The sequence below is a fragment of the Psychroflexus sediminis genome, assembly GCF_900099815.1.
GTDB lineage: Bacteria > Bacteroidota > Bacteroidia > Flavobacteriales > Flavobacteriaceae > Psychroflexus > Psychroflexus sediminis.
In genome coordinates this window covers 20,864-36,534 of record NZ_FNCW01000006.1, presented here as the reverse complement: position 1 = coordinate 36,534, position 15,671 = coordinate 20,864, and the positions used below count along the sequence as shown (strand labels likewise).

Annotated in this window: 12 protein-coding genes; 11 read left to right on the top strand and 1 reads right to left on the bottom strand. The window is 40.6% G+C overall.

All coding sequences use genetic code 11. The annotated features are described in order from the left end of the window. The 11 genes from BLP81_RS07170 (at position 1) to BLP81_RS07120 (ending at position 14,243) form a co-directional block, all read left to right on the top strand. On the top strand, positions 1–2,103 hold the full coding sequence (locus BLP81_RS07170; protein WP_093367742.1) for a glycoside hydrolase family 97 protein: 2,103 nt from the start codon (positions 1–3) through the stop codon (positions 2,101–2,103). Between the two features lie 9 nt (positions 2,104–2,112). Further along, the gene (locus tag BLP81_RS07165) at positions 2,113–4,005 is read left to right on the top strand and encodes a glycoside hydrolase family 13 protein (protein WP_093367739.1); all 1,893 of its coding nucleotides are present in this window, start codon (positions 2,113–2,115) and stop codon (positions 4,003–4,005) included. A 57-nt stretch (positions 4,006–4,062) separates the two neighbouring features. Further along, on the top strand, positions 4,063–5,502 hold the full coding sequence (locus BLP81_RS07160; RefSeq protein WP_093367926.1) for an alpha-amylase family glycosyl hydrolase: 1,440 nt from the start codon (positions 4,063–4,065) through the stop codon (positions 5,500–5,502). A gap of 119 nt (positions 5,503–5,621) precedes the next feature. Next, a complete protein-coding gene (gene pfkA / locus BLP81_RS07155; RefSeq protein WP_093367736.1) occupies positions 5,622–6,608 on the top strand; it encodes a 6-phosphofructokinase in 987 nt (328 codons plus the stop codon). A 27-nt stretch (positions 6,609–6,635) separates the two neighbouring features. Continuing rightward, on the top strand, positions 6,636–7,631 hold the full coding sequence (gene gap, locus BLP81_RS07150) for a type I glyceraldehyde-3-phosphate dehydrogenase (protein ID WP_093367734.1): 996 nt from the start codon (positions 6,636–6,638) through the stop codon (positions 7,629–7,631). 63 nt (positions 7,632–7,694) lie between these two features. After that, a complete protein-coding gene (locus BLP81_RS07145; protein WP_093367730.1) occupies positions 7,695–8,555 on the top strand; it encodes an N-acetylglucosamine kinase in 861 nt (286 codons plus the stop codon). After that, positions 8,556–10,190, top strand: coding sequence for a glucose-6-phosphate isomerase (gene pgi, locus BLP81_RS07140; RefSeq protein ID WP_093367726.1), 1,635 nt, complete (start codon positions 8,556–8,558; stop codon positions 10,188–10,190). Positions 10,191–10,343: 153 nt separating this feature from the next. Beyond that, positions 10,344–11,882, top strand: a complete 1,539-nt coding sequence (locus tag BLP81_RS07135) for a YifB family Mg chelatase-like AAA ATPase (RefSeq protein WP_093367722.1) — start codon at positions 10,344–10,346, stop codon at positions 11,880–11,882. A gap of 60 nt (positions 11,883–11,942) precedes the next feature. Then, on the top strand, positions 11,943–12,692 hold the full coding sequence (pxpA, locus tag BLP81_RS07130; RefSeq protein ID WP_093367719.1) for a 5-oxoprolinase subunit PxpA: 750 nt from the start codon (positions 11,943–11,945) through the stop codon (positions 12,690–12,692). Next, positions 12,682–13,395, top strand: coding sequence for a 5-oxoprolinase subunit PxpB (gene pxpB / locus BLP81_RS07125; RefSeq protein ID WP_093367925.1), 714 nt, complete (start codon positions 12,682–12,684; stop codon positions 13,393–13,395). The genes pxpA and pxpB overlap by 11 nt, the downstream gene beginning before the upstream one ends. After that, entirely contained in the window at positions 13,392–14,243 is an 852-nt protein-coding gene (locus tag BLP81_RS07120) for a 5-oxoprolinase subunit C family protein (protein WP_093367716.1), read from the top strand. The genes pxpB and BLP81_RS07120 overlap by 4 nt, the downstream gene beginning before the upstream one ends. Here the strand turns inward: BLP81_RS07120 and BLP81_RS07115 are convergent. Beyond that, positions 14,224–15,600 (bottom strand): aldehyde dehydrogenase, encoded by a 1,377-nt coding sequence (locus BLP81_RS07115; protein ID WP_093367713.1) that lies wholly within the window; start codon positions 15,598–15,600, stop codon positions 14,224–14,226. The genes BLP81_RS07120 and BLP81_RS07115 overlap by 20 nt on opposite strands. Positions 15,601–15,671: the final 71 nt, after the last annotated feature.

Here is a 15,671-nt window from a genome sequence, read left to right as displayed (position 1 = left end):
ATGAAAAATACAATTGTTCTTATTGGAATACTACTATCCATAAGTGCCTATAGCCAAAAGTTGAGTTCACCAAATGCTGAACTTGAGCTTAATTTTGAACTCAGAAACGGTACACCAATCTATACCTTACACTACAAAGGCAAAGAGGTCATTTCTGAAAGTAAGCTGGGTTTGGAATTGGTTAAGGATGACAAGTCATTGCTGGATGGATTTGAAGTCCAGGAGGTTTCTTATGCAGACTTTGACGACACCTGGAAGCCGGTTTGGGGTGAACAGGCTGAAATTAGAAACCATTACAATGAAATGTCAGTAACACTATATCAGCCTGAAAAAGACAGACATATTATCCTGCGTTTTCGAATGTTTGATGAAGGCCTTGGATTCAGGTATGAGTTCCCTCAGCAGGACCATCTGGTGTATTTCGTCATTAAAGAAGAGCACACCGAATTCGCTATGACTGGAGACCATACTGCTTTTTGGATTCCGGGAGATTACGATTCTCAGGAGTACGATTATACCAGGTCAAAGCTTTCAGAAATAAATGAATTATTTGATGAGGCCTTAACCGATAATGCTTCTCAGGAACAATTTTCAAAAACAGGGGTCCAGACGTCTTTAATGATGAAAACGGACGATGGAGTATACATCAATTTGCATGAAGCAGCTTTGAAGGAATATTCGTTGATGAATTTAAATTTAGATGAATCAACTTTGACTTTTAAATCCTGGCTAACCCCGGATGCGATTGGCAACAAAGGCTATTTACAGGCACCAGCGGTTTCTCCCTGGAGAACCATTATGGTCACCGATGATGCTACAGAAATCCTGGCTTCCAGTATGAATTTAAACCTCAACGAACCCAATGCACTTGAAGACACGTCCTGGATAAAACCCATCAAGTATATGGGCGTCTGGTGGGAAATGATTACTGGAAAAAGCAGCTGGAACTATACCGATGACCTTCCTTCTGTAAAGCTGGGGGAAACCGATTACTCTGAAGCTACACCTAATAAAAAACATGCAGCCAATACAGAACACGTTAAAGCATATATTGATTTTGCCTCCAAACATGGTTTTGATGCCCTGCTTGTAGAAGGCTGGAACGAAGGCTGGGAGGACTGGTACGGACATTCCAAAGATTATGTGTTCGATTTTGTAACGCCTTATCCTGACTTTGATGTGAAGGAAATCCAGAAGTATGCGGCCTCCAAGGATATTGAAATGATGATGCATCACGAAACCTCCGGAGCGATCAGAAATTATGAGCGTCATCTGGATACCGCTTACCAATTCATGAATGAGTATGGTTATACCTCTGTCAAAAGCGGGTATGTAGGTGATATTATACCCCGCGGAGAGCATCATTACGGGCAATGGGCAATAAACCATTATTTATATGCTGCAAAAAAAGCGGCTGATTATAAGATCATGGTTAACGCTCACGAGGCGGTTAGACCGACAGGACTTCGCAGAACCTATCCAAATTTGATTGGAAATGAGTCGGCGAGGGGCACGGAGTTTCAGGCCTTTGGTGGATCAAAACCCAACCATGTTACTATTTTACCCTTTACACGATTAATTGGTGGCCCTATGGACTATACCCCGGGTATTTTTGAAATGGATATCAGTAAGCTGAATCCAGATAATAATTCACATGTCAATGCCACAATTGCCAATCAATTGGCTCTCTATGTCACCATGTACAGTCCCTTGCAGATGGCGGCCGATTTACCGGAGAATTATAAGCGCTTTATGGATGCTTTTCAATTTATTAAAGACGTGGCCATAGATTGGGATGAAAGTCATTATTTAGAAGCTGAGCCGGGTGAATATATCACAGTGGCTCGTAAAGCAAAAAATTCACCAAATTGGTTTGTAGGCAATGTCAATGGGACCACGCCAAGAAAGACCAAACTTAAGCTTGATTTTCTGGAAAAAGGAAAAACTTACCAAGCGACGATTTATGCAGATGCCAAAGATGCGCATTACAAAACCAATCCGCAGGCTTATAAAATTTCAACCAAAAAAGTAACCAACAATTCAACGTTGAGACTCGAGTCTGCACCCGGTGGCGGATTTGCCATTAGTATTATTGAAAAATAAAATCAAATGATGAAAAATAAAAAGCGATTATCCTTCATTCATATCTTTTGCGGTTTTTTTCTTCTGATTCTGTGTTCAGTTGATTTACATGCTCAGGACCTTAGGATTGAACCGCCCAACTGGTGGGTGGGCATGCAGATGGATACCATTCAGCTTATGGTTCATTCTGAGGATATTTCTGTCTATGAGCCCGGAATACAATACGAAGGCGTTGAAATTACTAAAGTTCACCAGGCCGACAGCCCAAATTATTTATTTATAGACTTAGTTATTTCAAAAGAAGCTAAAGCAGGGACTTTCGAGATTACATTCAGCAAAAAGGGAGCTAAAACAAGACGTTTTGATTTTTCATTACATTCCAGAGAAAAACCAGCCGAAGAATACGTAGGTTTTAATCATGAAGATGTGGTGTATTTGATTACCCCGGATCGCTTTGCGAATGGTAATCCTGAAAACGATGTGGTTGAAACCCTGAGAGAGACTAAACTTAGTCGGGATGATAACTATGCCAGGCATGGTGGGGATATTCAGGGGATCATCGATCATTTGGATTACATCGCAGACATGGGGTTTACCAGCATCTGGTCGAGTCCGCTGCTTATCAATGACATGGAGTCTTCTTCTTATCATGGCTATGCCATTACAGATTTTTACAAAGTAGATCCCCGTTTTGGGGATTTGGAAGTATACAAAGAGCTTTCTAATAAAGCTTCTGAAAAAGGAGTAGGATTGATCATGGATATGATCGCCAATCACTGTGGCAGCGGCCACTGGTGGATGGAAGATTTGCCCTTTTCAGACTGGCTAAATTATCAAGACCTGTATGAAAACGGCGAGAATATCCCAAATTCAAATCATCTAAGAACGACCAATCAGGATCCTTATGCTTCAACTTTAGATACGAAGATCATGCACGAAGGCTGGTTTGTACCTACGATGCCAGATTTGAATCAGGAGAACCCTTATTTAGCTCAGTATATTATTCAAAACAGCATCTGGTGGGTGGAAACCTTAGGCTTACACGGCATTCGGCAAGACACCTATCCTTACCCGGATAAAGCCTTTATGTCGGACTGGGCCGGAGCCATCATGAAAGAATATCCTAACTTTAATATAGTAGGAGAGGAGTGGACTACAGATCAGCTCCTGGTTGGTTACTGGCAGCAGGGCCAGAACAATAGCGATGGCTACCATTCCAATTTACGCTCTGTGATGGATTTTCCCATGCAGATGAAAATTGTGCAGGCTCTAAATGAAGGCAATGAAGGCTGGGGAAATGGATTGATAAAAATTTATAAGGGCTTAGCCAATGATTTTTATTATCCAAGACCTAAGGATGTGATGATCTTTCCAGATAACCATGATATGGACAGAATCTTCACCCAGCTGAATGAAGATGTACAAAAAACAAAAATGGCTCTCGGGCTCATCTTAAGCTTACCCAGAACACCGCAGATTTACTACGGGACTGAGATTTTGATGGAAAATACTGAAAAACGCGGGGATCACGGCCTGATTCGGACAGATTTTCCAGGAGGCTGGAAAGGCGATGCCCAGAATGCGTTTACAGGAGAAAATTTATCGGATGCGCAGCAGGATTTTCAAGTGTTTTTAAAGACCTTATTGAATTTCAGAAAGACTTCAGATGCTATTCTGGAAGGTAAAATGATTCATTTTTCTCCGTCTGACGGGGTTTATCCTGTGTTCAGAATTCATAAAAACGAAATTGTGGCTGTTTTTCTTAATACTAACGAGGAGGCCAAAAATGTGGATTTATCCTGGTTTGATGAGTTGAATTTTGATGGAATTCAGTTCAAAAATATAATGGATGATACAGGTTTTAGATGGAAAAAAGAACTTCAGTTGAAACCCGGATTTACATTATATAGTAGCCGTGAATAATTGAACGCTAATCAATTCAGAAACATTTTAACAAAAAAATTAAAAATTGAAAACACCATGAGACACCTTAAATTTTTAAGCCTTTTTGCTGGCTTAGCCGTTATGATTACAGCATGTAATCAAAAGCCAGATGAAGACAATAAAAGCGAAACCCAAAGCTTTGAACCTATTACTAATGAGGTCCTGGGATCTTCAGTAATTTATGAAGCAAACATTAGACAGTATTCCCCGGAAGGGACTTTTGATGCGTTTACCAAAGACATTCCCGAGCTTAAAAAACTTGGCGTAAAGGTGATTTGGTTAATGCCGGTTTACCCCATTTCTATGAAAAACAGAAAGGCCACTCCGGATTTATCTATTGAAGATATCGAAGATCCGGAAGAAAAAGAAAAGTATCTGGGAAGTTATTACGCCATTTCAGATTATACGGCTATCAATCCTGAATTTGGAACGATGCAGGATTTTGATGAGCTGGTCGAAACGGCACATGCCAACGGCATGTATATTATTTTAGACTGGGTGGCCAACCATACGGGCTGGGATCATAAATGGATTGAAGAGCATCCCGAATATTACCATAAAGACAAAGACGGCAATGTTACAGATCCAATAAACCCGGATACAGGAGAATCCTGGGGGTGGACGGATGTAGCACATCTAAACTATGAAAATGATTCGCTATGGGCTGCCATGAAAGAGGAAATGCTGTATTGGGTGAAGGAAAAAAACATCGATGGCTTTAGAGCCGATGTAGCTGGAAATGTAAAAACTGAATTCTGGAATTACGTTGTGCCGGTGCTGAAGGAGGTCAAGCCAGTCTTTATGCTGGCAGAAAGTGAAGATAAAGATTTGTTTTATGAAGCTTTTGACATGGGATACAACTGGGAAGGCCATCATATTATGAATGAAATCGCTCAGGGTAAAATGAATGTCAAGGAGTGGGATACTTATATGGCTAAAATCGATACGACCTATCAGGAGGATGACTACCTGATGAACTTTATCACCAATCATGATGAAAACTCCTGGAATGGAACCGTAAAGGAACGCCTGGGCGATGCTGCTGAAACCATGCTGGCTTTCACCTATACTTTACCGGGAATGCCTTTAATCTACAGTGGTCAGGAATATGGCATGAATAAGAGACTTAAGTTTTTTGAAAAAGACAGCATCCCTAAAACCAAAGGTGAATTTTGGGAGGTGCATGTAAAATTAGGTGAACTGAAAAACACGAATGAAGCGTTGGATGGCGCCAAAGAGGCTGCTTCCTACCAGCGACTTACCACATCGAATGATGCGGCTATTCTTGCTTTTGAACGGTCTAAACAAGAAGACAGGCTAATTTTTATGGCCAATTTCACCGATGAAGTCCAGGAATTTCAAACTGATTTTTCGGGAAACTATAAGGACTATATGACTTCTGAACCCTTCGAATTAAAAACTGATCAAATTCTCAATTTCAAGCCCTGGGAATATAAAATTTTGCTGCCTCAGTAACTTTTGATCAGTTTTTATAAAATTTTTATAATGTTTAGCTATCGAAATCGTTTTAGTCAATAACTAAATTAGTGATTAGCTTATATTTAAAATATATTTGATGTTAATGTACAATTTCAATGAATAAGAAAATAAACAAAATTGCTGTTTTAACTTCCGGAGGAGATTCCCCAGGCATGAATGCCGCTATAAGGGCTGTCGTCAGAAATGCAGCATACTCGGGTCTCACCTGTGATGGGGTATATAGAGGTTTTCAAGGTTTAATTGAAAATGAATTTGTTGAGCTTGGACCTCGGGATGTCAAAAACACCATCAACAGAGGTGGAACGTTTCTGAAATCTGCCAGATCTAAAGACTTCATGAATAAAGAAGGTCGGTTAAAAGCGTTTAAAAACCTAAAGGCAAGACATATAGACGCTTTGGTTGTGATAGGAGGTGATGGTACCTTTACAGGAGCATCTGTTTTTAGCAAGGAATTTGACATGCCGATTATTGGTATTCCAGGGACTATAGACAATGACATTAATGGAACCGATTATACAATTGGTTATGACACCGCTTTGAACACTGTCGTAGAAGCTATTGATAAGATAAGAGATACAGCAAGTTCTCACGATCGGTTATTCCTTATTGAAGTTATGGGAAGAGATGCCGGAGATATAGCCTTAAACAGTGGTATTGGTGCCGGTGCGGAAGAAATACTTATCCCTGAAGAAAATCTTGGGATAGATCGGCTTATCGAATCTCTGGAAAAAAGTAGAAAGACTGGTAAATCTTCAAGTATTGTCGTCGTCTCTGAAGGCGATCAGATCGGTAAAAACATCACTAATGTGGCCGAATCTATTCAGGAAAATCTCCCTGAATACGAAGTGAAAGTTACTGTTCTTGGACATATACAGCGCGGAGGTTCTCCTAGTTGTTTTGATAGGGTTCTGGCAAGCCGCTTAGGGGTTGGCGCTGTAGATGCTTTACTCGAAGGGAAGTCCAATATCATGGTTGGTATAGAACATAAGAAAATTGTACATGTTCCTTTTGAAACCGCAATAAACATTAAAAAAATATTGGATATAGATCTTATAAGGGTTGCAGATATTGTATCCAGTTAATCACGAATCATTTAAAATTTAATAATTATGACAAAAATAGGTATTAACGGTTTTGGCCGTATTGGTAGAATTGCTTTTAGAATAGCAATGGACAATAAAGACGTAGAGATTGTAGGAATTAACGATTTACTGGATGTGGATCATTTGGCTTATATGCTTAAATATGATTCAGTTCACGGCAGATTTCATAAATCTGTTGAAGTTAAAGACGGTAATTTAGTCGTCGACGGGAAGTCCATCAGAATTACTGCTGAAAGAGATCCGAAACAGTTGAAATGGGATGCTGTTGGCGCTGAAGTGGTGATGGAGTGTACAGGCATTTTTAATGATAAGGCTTCGGCTTCTGCACATATTGATGCTGGTGCCAAAAAGGTAGTGATTTCTGCTCCAACAAAAGACACTCCAATGTTTGTAATGGGTGTCAACCATAAGGATGCAACGGCTGAGGATACTGTCGTTTCCAATGCCTCCTGTACGACCAACTGTCTTGCACCCCTGGCAAAAGTTATAAACGACAATTTCGGAATTGTGGAAGGCTTAATGACAACGGTTCACGCAGCGACTTCTACACAGTATACCGTAGATTCTCCCGCGAAGAAAAATTACAGAATAGGACGTAGTGCTTTAAATAATATTATTCCAACAAGTACTGGGGCCGCTGTAGCCGTAACTAAGGTAATTCCTGCCTTAAAAGGCAAATTAACAGGTATGGCCTTTAGAGTACCAACCGCTGATGTTTCCGTAGTGGATTTGACTGTGAGAACGGAAAAATCAGCCACTTACGAAGAGGTGAAAGCTGCTATGAAAAAAGCATCAGAAGGTGATCTGAAAGGCATATTGACTTATACAGAAGATGAGGTTGTATCTCAGGACTATGTATCTCAATCGGGTATTTCCAATTTTGATGCCAATGCCGGTATAGCTTTGAATGATAATTTCTTCAAACTCATTGCCTGGTATGATAACGAGTGGGGTTTCTCAGCAAAAATGCTGGACCTTGCTGTACATATTTCTAAGGTATAGTTGATTATTTATCTCATAAAGCTTGAATAGGAAACTGTTCAAGCTTTTTTAATATATAAGCTTATGATAATTATAGCAGATGGAGGTTCAACAAAATGCGATTGGATTCTATTAAACGAGAAAGGTGAAATAGAATTAAAGACGAGAACTCAAGGTCTGAACCCTGCAGTTTTCAAACCTCAGACTTTAAAATCCCGGATTGAAGAAAACGAAGATCTTAAAAACATAGTTTCCAAGGTCACTCGGGTTGACTTTTATGGGGCAGGATGTGGCACACCAACGCCTGTAAAAAATTTAGAATCTATTTTACAGGGATTTTTTAAGAATGCTGAAGTAAATGTGGACGAAGATATGGTGGCTGCTGCTCTTGCCGCTACTACAAAACCTGGTATTGTATGTATTTTGGGTACCGGATCCAATTCTTGTTTTTTTGATGGAAAAAATGTCCATATGGAGGTGGAATCCCTGGGCTACGTGCTTATGGATGAAGCCAGTGGCAATTATTTTGGTAAGCGACTCATCAGAGATTATTATTATAAATTCATGGGCGATGACATGAGTCGTGAATTTGCCAAACGTTATGATTTAGATGCCGATACCATCAAAAAGAACGTGTATAAAGAAGATAACCCGAATACGTATTTAGCATCCTTTGCAGAATTTATATTTACTTCTGAAGAGCGAAACGGGTATTTTTATAAGTTGATTTATGAGGGTATTGAAAAGTTTATTGAGCGTCGCGTGATGTGTTTTAAACAGGCCCAGAATGTCCCTATTCACTTTATTGGCTCTATCGCTTTCTTCTCTGAAGACATCATCAGGGACGTCGCGAAGCGCTATCATCTCGATATTGGTAATATCATAAGGAGACCCATTGACGGTCTTATAGAACATTATAAAAAAAACGTCTTAAAAGTTAACTAAATGTCTTTACAAAGCCTACCCCCTGTAAATTTTAAATCCTGGAAGGAACTGGAATCCCTTTCTAAACATAAGTTTGAGCTGAACGCTCTGTTTAATGCTAATCCAAAACGATTTCAGGAATTTTCAATCCAGAATGAAGATATTTTAGTTGATTTTTCTAAAAACCTAATCGATGAAGAGGTTTTCAGTCAGCTGCTTAAGCTCGCCGAGGAAGCCGATTTGAAAAAGTCCATCAAAAGCTATTTTGAAGGGGATAAAATCAATGAAACGGAAGGCAGAGCAGTTCTGCATACTGCCTTAAGATCCTCTGAGAACAATTCAGCAACAGTTGATGGTAAAGAGGTGTATACCGATGTGCAGTCTGTTCTGACTAAAATGAAAACCTTTGCAGATCAGGTCAATTCAGGTGAGCGAAAATCATATGCCGGAAAGAAATTTACAGATGTTGTGAATATTGGTATCGGCGGATCGGATTTAGGACCGCAGATGATTGTAGATGCCTTAGCCTACTATCAGGAAGACATCAAACCGCATTTCATTTCCAATGTGGATGGGGATCACGTGTTGGAAACCTTAAAACACCTCAATCCGGAAACCACCTTGTTTCTGATTGTTTCCAAATCTTTTAGCACTCAGGAAACGCTAACCAATGCCAATACGGTAAGAGACTGGTTCTTGAAATCGGCAACCCAGGCGGATGTGAAAGACAATTTTGTGGCCGTTTCTACAAATATTTCCGCAGTAGAAGACTTCGGCATTGATACGGAAAACATCTTCCCCATGTACGACTGGGTTGGCGGCCGTTTTTCATTGTGGAGTGCCGCCGGACTTTCTATCGCAGTGAGTGTGGGTTCCGGGAACTTCCAGGATCTATTAGATGGAGCCGAGGACATGGACCAGCATTTCAAAACTTCAGAGTTTGAACATAATATACCTGTGGTTCTGGCTTTGCTAGGCATCTGGTACAACAATTTCCTGGGAGCAGAAAGCGAAGCCATTATTCCCTATACGCAATACCTTCAGAAATTGGCTCCCTATCTCCAGCAGGCTTCTATGGAAAGCAATGGAAAAAGCGTGGATAGAGCTGGTAATAAAGTAAATTACCAAACCGGAACTATCGTCTGGGGTGAGCCAGGAACCAATTCGCAACATGCCTTTTTTCAATTGATTCACCAGGGGACCAAACTAATTCCTTCCGATTTCATAGGCTTTAAAAAATCCCTGCACGGCAATTCAAAGCACCACGATATTTTGATGGCCAATTATTTTGCCCAGACTGAAGCTTTGATGAAAGGAAAGTCTGAGGATGAGGTTCATGCAGAACTGGAAAATCAGGGCCTAAGCCCTGAAGAGATTCAGAACTTACTGCCATTTAAAGTGTTTGAAGGCAATAAGCCTACAACTTCGCTTTTGATTGACACATTGACGCCGAAATCCCTGGGTAAATTAGTGTCCATGTATGAACATAAAATCTTTGTACAGGGCGTGATTTGGAATATTTTCAGTTATGACCAGTGGGGAGTTGAACTCGGTAAGCAATTAGCGGAAAACACCCTCAGGGATATTCAATCCGATACGATTGAAAACCAGCATGATTCATCAACCACAGAACTGCTTAACTACTACAAATCTTAGCAGTTTAAATTCATCATAAATCAGGATCCGAAATGAAAATTTCGGATTTTGTGTTTATGACGTTTACTTAACACTATAATTTTTAAAAATTATATTTTTAGTGAAAATATATTGGAAAAAAGCATAATTTTAAGCATCTAATATCTTGAAATCATGCTAGTTAAGGTTTTTGGAAGTTCTGTCTTTGGGGTAGATGCTGAAATAATCACCATTGAAATCAATATGGAGAAGGGGATTGGTTATCACCTGGTAGGGTTGCCGGATAACGCCATTCGCGAGAGCAGTTTCAGAATTCAGGCTGCCTTAAAAAACAACGGCTTCAAATTTCCGGGCAAGAAAATCATCATCAATATGGCCCCGGCTGATATGCGTAAAGAAGGTTCTGCCTATGACTTAAGTTTAGCCCTGGGTATCCTTTCAGCATCCAGTCAGATAAAGTGTGAAGACATCGACAGGTATATCATTATGGGCGAATTGTCTCTGGATGGTAGCCTGCAACCCATAAAGGGCGCTTTGCCTATAGCGATTAAAGCCCGGCAAGAGGGATTTAAAGGTTTTATTTTGCCAAAACAGAATGCCAAAGAAGCTGCTATCGTGGATGACTTGGATGTATTTGGCATAGAAAGCATCAGTGAGGTGATCAACTTTTTCGACAAAGGAGAGGCTTTGGAACCAACCCAGGTCAATACGCGAGAATTATTTTATGATAATTTAGCCCATCCCGAATATGATTTTGCAGATGTCAAAGGACAGGAATCTATTAAACGCTGTATGGAAATTGCTGCGGCAGGCGGACATAACATTATTATGGTGGGCCCGCCGGGTTCGGGTAAAACCATGTTAGCCAAGAGGCTTCCCGGTATTTTACCCCCTATGAGTTTGCACGAGGCCTTAGAAACGACCAAAATCCATTCGGTGGTGGGCAGAGTCAGGGAAAATGTAGGTCTTATGGCCGAACGGCCCTTTAGAAGCCCTCACCATACGATTTCGGATGTCGCTCTGGTCGGGGGCGGAGCTTACCCGCAACCCGGTGAGATTTCTTTAGCCCATAATGGCATCTTGTTTTTGGATGAACTGCCGGAGTTTAAGCGAACGGTTTTAGAAGTGATGCGCCAGCCTCTGGAAGATCGGGAGGTTACGATTTCCAGAGCAAAATTTACAGTGACCTATCCCTCCAGTTTTATGCTTGTGGCGAGTATGAATCCAAGCCCAGGCGGTTATTTTAACGACCCGGATGCGCCGGTCACTTCCTCTCCGGCGGAGATACAACGCTATTTAGGAAAAATCAGTGGTCCTTTACTGGACAGAATTGATATTCATATTGAAGTGACTCCTGTTCCGTTTGATGAACTTAGTGATGAGCGAAAGGGTGAAACCAGCGTAGAAATTAGAGAACGTGTTACCAAAGCCAGGGCATTTCAAACGGAAAGGTTTAAAGCCTTTGAAAATGTGCATTACAACGCCCAGATGAACGTGAAGCACATCAAGCAGTTTTGTCAACTGGAAGAGTCTTCCAAAACCCTGTTGAAAACCGCCATGGAACGCCTGAATCTGTCGGCCAGAGCTTACGACAGAATTCTAAAAGTATCCCGCACCATTGCCGATCTCGACGCCTCTCCAAAAATCACAGGTACCCATATTTCTGAAGCCATACAATACCGAAGTCTGGACCGCGATGGCTGGCTGGGTTGATTTTTCTAAAGATTAAGCTTGCAAAGTTTCTAAAGTTCTCATCATTCCATATATTTCGATATGAATAAATCCATCGATATCAATTGTGATCTTGGAGAAGGCGGGGAGTTTGATGCGGATCTGATGCCTCTTATTTCTTCCTGTAATATTGCCTGTGGCGGTCATTTTGGTGATTATGAAACAGTAGTCCAGGCAGTCAGGCTTGCTAAACGGCATCAGGTTAATGCTGGAGCCCACCCATCCTATCCGGATACTGATAATTTTGGCCGGCAATCGCTTGTATTGCCTGCTAAAAACTTGAAACGGCATTTACACCAGCAAATCGACCTGGTAGAGAAAGCCTGCAAGGCAGAAGACCTTACGCTGCATCATGTCAAACCTCACGGAGCTCTTTATAATGATATGCGGAAGCATCAGAGCATAGCAGATTTGATTCTGGAGGTGGTTACGGAAAGAGAAATGGAATTGATTTTATTTACACCGCCTTTTATAAATTTTACTCCTGAACTTCCGAAAACCATCACACTTTGGATAGAAGGTTTTGCAGACCGGGCTTATCAAAATGATTTGAGCCTGGTTTCCAGGAAAGAAAAGGGCGCAGTCTTACATGATCCGCTTTTGATTTCTGATGGCGTTTTAAGCATGATTCATAATCAGCAAGTTTTGACTTTGTCCGGTGAAAAAATCAAGCATGAATTTGATACGATTTGTGTTCATAGTGACACGCCAAATGCCTTTAAAATTTTACAGCTTTTGAGGTCGAAACTGATGGAGAGTGGAATCAAAATTGGATCTAAAAATGAAAGATAAAATACGTATTTTTCAGTTCAATGGAACTTCAATTCTGATTGAATTTGATTCAGAAATCAATGAAAGCCTTTTGCAGTTCATCCTAAGGCTTAAAGAAAATATAGTTCGCGGAAACAGTGAACATATACTTCAGGTAAATACTGCATATAATTCATTGTTAGTTATTTACAAATCAACTATAAATAATTTCTATACTCTTAAAAATCAGCTTTTGCAGCTCATTTCTCAGGTAGATCTTAAGCAAAAACCCGACCTGGCAGTCCGGAAAATACCGGTGTGTTATGAGGAGGATTTCGGCTGGGATCTGCAGTTGTTGTCAGAAGAATTAGAGCTTTCAAAATCTGAAATTATACGGAGACATACCAAGCCTGTTTACACGGTTTATTTCATCGGATTTCTTCCGGGTTTTCCGTACCTGGGAGATCTGGATAAAAGGCTTTATCACCGAAGAAAATCACAACCTCGAACACAAATATCGGCAGGTTCGGTTGGGATTGCCGATAAGCAAACCGGAATCTATCCATCAGATTCTCCCGGAGGCTGGCAAATAATCGGAAGAAGTCCTGTCACCCTATTCGATCCAAATCAAAAAAAGCAAATGTGCTATTTGAAAGCTGGAGATAAGATTCAGTTTGAAGCTATTTCCAGAGAAGAATTTGAGTCTTTTCAAACCAGGTCAAAAGAACATAAATTTCTAATATGAGCTTAATAGTAAAACATCCCGGCTTGTTTTCAACGATCCAGGATCAGGGACGCAGTGAGGGCATGCCGCAGGGCATACCGGTTTCCGGTGCCATGGATCTGAATCTGTACAGATATGCAAACCAGGTTTTAAACAATACAGAGGATTGTGCATGTATTGAGTTTTACCAGCAGGGTCTCAAGCTAGAATTTGAAGCACCGACCTTCATTTGTGTCGCCGCTCTGCACGCCAAGATTACCTTAAATGGCGATCAGGCTGATGTCAATAGTGTTTTACAGGTGAATAGCGGAGATGTGTTAACAATCAAAGAACTGACAAAAGGAAGCTGGGGGTATGTAGCTGTTAAAGAAGGGTTTTTATCTCAAAGTTTACTTGGAAGCCGAAGTTTTTTTAAAGCCTTAACCAGGCACCAAATACAAAAAAATGATCGGATTGATTTTTCTGTATTTGAGGGAACGGCCGGAGGGGATGACTTGGCATTTGACACAGACTACTATGCTAAAACCATACTGGTGGTTTACAAGGGGCCGGAATTTTATAAACTAAGCGAAACCCTGCAATACCAGCTAAAAACCGCTAAATTCTCGCTCTCAACATCCCAAAATCGAATGGCTTACCAGCTGCAGGAGCGATTGGAGAATGAGCTGGACGAAATCGTAACGGGGCCTGTCTTGCCAGGAACCATTCAATATACCCCTGGAGGCAAAATGATTGTCCTGATGAGGGATGCTCAGGTAACTGGTGGTTATCCGCGTATTCTTCAGTTATCTGAAAGGGGTATCAATCTGCTTTCCCAGATGCGCACTAAGACCAAATTTACCTTCCGGCTTACCGAAATAGGTTCATAAACGACTTAAAAGAATCCACATGGGTATAAGGCGGATATTTAATGGGAATGTCCAGCCAGGTTTTGCGCTTTACGATGGATTTCTTTCTGGTAAAGGTTTCAAAAGAAGCTTTTCCGTGATAATTTCCAAGTCCGCTTGCACCTACACCACCAAAGGGTAGCTTGTCGTTTACAAAATGAACAATAGTATCGTTTATAACCCCACCACCAAAATCAAAGCTTTCGTTGACGCGTTTGATAAAGTCCTTTCTTTCACTGAACACATAGAGGGACAATGGCTTATCGAAAGTGTTGATTGTGGTTTCCAGTTCATCAAAGGAGGAGTAAGCATATACAGGTAAAATCGGACCGAAAATTTCTTCTTCCATAAGGGTAGATGAAAAATCTGGAGAATCAACCAGGGTGGGTTCTAGGAAATTGGTTTCAGGTTCGCTGTCACCTCCATAAATGATATTCTGACCTTTTAACAGGCCTGTCAGTCTTTCATAATGATCCTCATGTATGAGTCTTGCATAGTCTGTAAAAGTCCCATCCGCATAAAATGCTTTTAAAGTGGAAATCAATTTTTCTTGAAATTCAGCTTTTATGTCAGCATTAATCAGCAAATAGTCCGGGGCTATACAGGTTTGCCCTGCATTTAAAAATTTTCCCCAGCAAATGCGTTTAGCTGCCACATCAAGATTGGCAGAGGCATCTACAATACAGGGATTTTTTCCGCCAAGCTCTAGTGTATGCGGTGTCATATGCTTAGCAATTTGCTGAGAAACTATACGTCCCACAGGAACACTCCCCGTAAAGAAAACATAATCCCATTTCTGTTCAAGAAGTAACTTTGCCGTTTCAACAGCACCCTGAATGACTTTGGCCTGCTGAGCTTCAAATACCTCACTGATGATTTTTTCTAAAATATCGGCTGTATAAGGCGCGTGTTCTGAGGGTTTGAGCACAACTGTGTTTCCACAAGCAATGGCACCAATCACAGGCGTTATAGCCAATTGGAAAGGGTAGTTCCAGGGAGCGATAACCAAAATTTTACCCCAGGGCACATGGTAAATTTTGTCTGAGGAAGGAAAATTCAGCCAGGCTGAAGAAACTGATTTTGGCTTAGACCAGTTCTTGATTTTTTTAATAAACAGGTTGATTTCTTTATAGGCCACAAAAAGTTCTGACGTCAGGACTTCAAATTCTGGTTTTTGAAAATCCTTGTATACAGCCTCTACAATATCTTTTTCATGGGCCTTAATGCTGGATTTCAGTTTTTTCAAAATCGATATACGTTCTGTGACTGAGGTTTTGGAACTGGATTTGAAGAATTGATCTTGTGATTGGAGTAAATCCTTGATGTCGCCTTCCTGCATGTTTTTGTTTTTTTAAATTTGAAACTTCAATGAAATAAAATTCAGTAGTAATCAGTTATTAATACTTTAAA